This is a genomic window from uncultured Methylobacterium sp. (assembly GCF_964244095.1).
GTDB lineage: Bacteria > Pseudomonadota > Alphaproteobacteria > Rhizobiales > Beijerinckiaceae > Methylobacterium.
On sequence record NZ_CAXTHR010000264.1, the window covers coordinates 1 to 2,832 of the forward strand.

Annotated in this window: 6 protein-coding genes; 4 read left to right on the forward strand and 2 right to left on the reverse strand. The window is 69.6% G+C overall.

The window, feature by feature from the left end:
• The coding region (locus ACFE86_RS22245) for a cobalamin-dependent protein (RefSeq protein ID WP_375457483.1) at positions 1-402 on the forward strand (402 nt) is incomplete at its 5' end.
• 6 nt (positions 403-408) lie between these two features.
• Here the strand turns inward: ACFE86_RS22245 and ACFE86_RS22250 are convergent.
• Positions 409-600 (reverse strand): hypothetical protein, encoded by a 192-nt coding sequence (locus ACFE86_RS22250; protein WP_375457484.1) that lies wholly within the window; start codon positions 598-600, stop codon positions 409-411.
• Between the two features lie 104 nt (positions 601-704).
• The gene (locus ACFE86_RS22255; RefSeq protein WP_375457485.1) at positions 705-842 is read right to left on the reverse strand and encodes a hypothetical protein; all 138 of its coding nucleotides are present in this window, start codon (positions 840-842) and stop codon (positions 705-707) included.
• A gap of 347 nt (positions 843-1,189) precedes the next feature.
• Here ACFE86_RS22255 and ACFE86_RS22260 point away from each other — a divergent pair, with 347 nt between their 5' ends.
• The 3 genes from ACFE86_RS22260 (at position 1,190) to ACFE86_RS22270 (ending at position 2,762) form a co-directional block, all read left to right on the forward strand.
• Positions 1,190-1,699, forward strand: a complete 510-nt coding sequence (locus ACFE86_RS22260; protein WP_375457486.1) for a VOC family protein — start codon at positions 1,190-1,192, stop codon at positions 1,697-1,699.
• Between the two features lie 87 nt (positions 1,700-1,786).
• Entirely contained in the window at positions 1,787-2,401 is a 615-nt protein-coding gene (locus tag ACFE86_RS22265; RefSeq protein ID WP_375457488.1) for a hypothetical protein, read from the forward strand.
• On the forward strand, positions 2,388-2,762 hold the full coding sequence (locus ACFE86_RS22270; protein ID WP_375457487.1) for a transcriptional regulator: 375 nt from the start codon (positions 2,388-2,390) through the stop codon (positions 2,760-2,762). The genes ACFE86_RS22265 and ACFE86_RS22270 overlap by 14 nt, the downstream gene beginning before the upstream one ends.
• The last annotated feature ends 70 nt before the right edge of the window (positions 2,763-2,832 follow it).

Here is a 2,832-nt window from a genome sequence, read left to right on the forward strand (position 1 = left end):
GCCAAGATGGGCCAGGACGGGCACGACCGCGGCCAGAAGGTGATCGCCTCGGCGTTCGCGGATCTGGGCTTCGACGTCGATATCGGGCCGCTCTTCGCGACGCCCGCGGAGGCCGCGCGGCAGGCGGTGGAGAACGACGTGCACATCATCGGCGTCTCCTCGCTCGCCGCCGGTCACCTCACCCTGGTGCCGGAGCTGAAGACTGCGCTGACGGAAGCCGGCCGCGAGGACGTGATGATCGTGATCGGCGGCGTGATCCCGCCGGGCGACTACGCCGCGCTCCACGCCGCCGGCGCCGCGGCGATCTTCCCGCCGGGCACGGTGATCGCCGAGGCCGCGGTCAAGCTGATCGAGACGTTGAACCGCCGGCTCGGCTACGCCGCGCGGCAGGCGGCCGAGTAGGGCGGGCTACTCGGCGGAAGGCCGGACGGTGGTGGACGGCGCGATCGATCCGGTGGCTTCCGGGCCGGCGCGGAGCGCGGTGAGCGCCGCCTGCGCCTCACGCTCGCGGTCGAGCTTCTGCGCGGCGAGCAGCGCGCAGAGCACGAGCAGGCCGACCCCGAAAACCGCCTTCGCCGTCGTCCAGATGTGATCGAGCATCCGTCGTCGTCGCACGCCTCCGGTTAGCGGGATGACAACGGCCGCACGCGTCTCGCGCGTCCGCACGCACCGGCGGCAGCCGGCCCCCCCGTCCCGCGGCGGCGCTACTTGGTCTTCTTGCCCGCGGCCTTGACCGCCGTGCTGACCATGTCCTTCGTCGAGGGAGCCGCGGCATTGGTCTTGACGACGGCCTTCTTCGGTTTCTTCGTCTCGCGGTTTCCGCGCTTGTTCTCGGATGCCATCGTTGTCTCCCCGTGATGCGATCCATGATGGCACGGATCGAGCGAAGTCCGGCATGCAAAATACCGTTTGGGCTCCCACGGCGATCAGGGCTTCGATCCGCAAGCGGTGCTCCTCTCGGACAGTCCGGCCCAACGAAGCACTGATCGCCATGGGAACCCTTTGTACGCCGCCGCACGATCTTGGCGTCGATGGACGATGCGGTATGGCCCGCCTTAAAACGTTTTCCACGATCTTCGGATCATGGAAAACGCTTTAACTTCTTGTGTGGTCGCATTTTCTTCACGTGAGCCTGCGTCCACCTCACTGGAAAATGCTCTAGCTCGGCACGAACATGAGGAACACCGCGATGCCCGACGAGGCGACACCATCGATCGATCCGGGCGTGCGGATCGGCCACGTCCACCTCAAGGTCGCCGAGCTCGACCGCGCGCTGGGCTTCTATTGCGGAGTGCTGGGCTTCGCCCTGACGCAGCGGTTCGGCGATCAGGCCGCCTTCGTCTCGGCCGGCGGCTACCACCACCATATCGGCCTGAACACCTGGGACAGCGCCGGCGGGCAGGCGCCCGCACCGGGAACCACCGGCCTCTACCACCTTGCGGTGCTCTATCCGACGCGCGCGGCGCTCGCCGACGCGCTCGCCCGCCTGGACCGGGCTGGGCTCGCCCTGGACGGCGCAAGCGACCACGGCGTCAGCGAGGCGCTCTACCTGCGCGATCCCGACGGGAACGGCGTGGAGCTGTATCGCGACCGCCCGCAGGCCGAATGGCCCCGCGACCCGGACGGCGCGCTTTGCATGTTCACCCGCCGCCTCGACCTCGCCGGTCTCAGGGCCGTCGGCGAGGAAACCGGAAATTAAACTCCAAGTTGCATAAATTCGCTTGCGAAGATCGCGATGCCGGAGTACTTTGCAACGCAAAGCATGATCCGGCCCGGAGTGAGCCTCATGCACGACCTCGACAAGGCCCTGGCCGACATCGTCGCGATCCGTTCGCAGATCGCGCGGGACACCGCGTTCCGCGGCCTCGGCTCCGCGACGCTCGCCGCCACCGGCCTGCTGGCCCTCACGACGGCCGGCGGACAGGCGCTCTGGCTCGGCGACCCGACTGCTCGGCCGCTGCTGTTCTTCGGCCTCTGGATCGCGACGGCCTTGGCCGCCGCCGGCCTGATCGGCATCGAGATGGTGCGGCGCTCGCGCCGGCTTCACTCAGGGCTGGCCGACGCCATGGTCTGGAACGCGATCGAGGGCTTCCTGCCGGCGGCCGGCGCCGGGGCCTGCCTTGCCCTGGTGCTCGCGCGCTTCGCCCCCGACCAGCTCTGGATGCTGCCGGGCCTGTGGCAGGTGCTGGTGGGCCTCGGGTTGTTCGCCTCGGCGCGCGTCCTGCCGCGTGCGGTGCAGGGCGCGGGCGCGTGGTATCTGCTCGCGGGCCTCGCGGGCCTCGCGATGGCGAGCGAGACGCGCACGCTCTCGCCCTGGCTGATGGGCCTGCCCTTCGCGGTGGGCCAGGGCTGGCTCGCGCGCATCATGCACGGCACGGGAGGCGGCGATGGCGATCTCTGACCGGGCCGACGGCCGCTTCTCCTACGATGGGCTTGACCGCGTCATCCACGAGAAGGCCCGGCTCAGCGTGCTGACCTCGCTCGTCGGCCACCCGAAGGGCCTGCCGTTCCCCGATCTCAAGCGGCTGTGCGGGCTCACCGACGGCAACCTCAGCCGGCACCTCGCGGTGCTGCAAGAGGCCGACTTCGTCAGCCTGGAGAAGGGTTACGCCCACAACCGGCCGCAGACCCTGTGCCGGCTGACGCCCGCGGGCCGCGCCCGCTTCCTCGATTATCTCGGCGTGCTGGAGCAGGTGGTGCGCGATGCCGCCAAGGCCGTCCGCAGCCCCGATTCCAACCACTTCAACACCAAGCCGGCCTGAAGGGCCGGCACCTCGACACCAAGCCGGCCTGAAGGGCCGGCACCTCGACACCAAGCCGGCCTGAAGGGCC

Excerpts from the sequence above, each read along its gene's own strand:
- ACFE86_RS22250 (WP_375457484.1), bottom strand. The coding sequence starts at position 600 with ATGCTCGATCACATCTGGACGACGGCGAAGGCGGTTTTCGGGGTCGGC.
- ACFE86_RS22255 (WP_375457485.1), bottom strand. The coding sequence starts at position 842 with ATGGCATCCGAGAACAAGCGCGGAAACCGCGAGACGAAGAAACCGAAG.
- ACFE86_RS22260 (WP_375457486.1), top strand. The coding sequence starts at position 1,190 with ATGCCCGACGAGGCGACACCATCGATCGATCCGGGCGTGCGGATCGGC.
- ACFE86_RS22265 (WP_375457488.1), top strand. The coding sequence starts at position 1,787 with ATGCACGACCTCGACAAGGCCCTGGCCGACATCGTCGCGATCCGTTCG.
- ACFE86_RS22270 (WP_375457487.1), top strand. The coding sequence starts at position 2,388 with ATGGCGATCTCTGACCGGGCCGACGGCCGCTTCTCCTACGATGGGCTT.